1 pseudogene is annotated in these 298 nt (G+C 50.3%); it reads left to right on the top strand.

What is annotated here, in order from left to right:
• Positions 1-48: 48 nt before the first annotated feature.
• Positions 49-298, top strand: a pseudogene (locus NE473_RS31450) (hypothetical protein); the annotation flags it as partial.

Below are 298 nucleotides of genomic sequence, written 5' to 3'. Positions count from 1 at the left end.
GATGATAACAACTTATTTAACTACTGGCTAAGACAGCATGGAGAAAGCTTGTTCAGTGAAGACAAGAAGGCGATCGGCTATGCTGATGACAAGCTTTGCTCAGATTTTATCCAAATGTGGGCTGATCTGATGGCAAAGGGGGCTGCACCGAATCCGGATGAGTATGCGGCGATCCAGAGTCGTGTAACGATAGCGGAAGTACCGGAGGGGCAGCTGGGAGTCCTGTATATAAACCATGCAGCGAGTGCGGTTGTAACAGACCGGGAGGCTGCATACTGGAATGTCTGGGAACCGTGTG

The organism is Hungatella sp. SL.1.14 (assembly GCF_024460495.1).
Taxonomy (GTDB): domain Bacteria; phylum Bacillota; class Clostridia; order Lachnospirales; family Lachnospiraceae; genus Hungatella; species Hungatella hathewayi.
The sequence above is the reverse complement of the archived record's forward strand: the minus strand, read 5'-3'. Positions and strand labels throughout refer to the sequence as shown.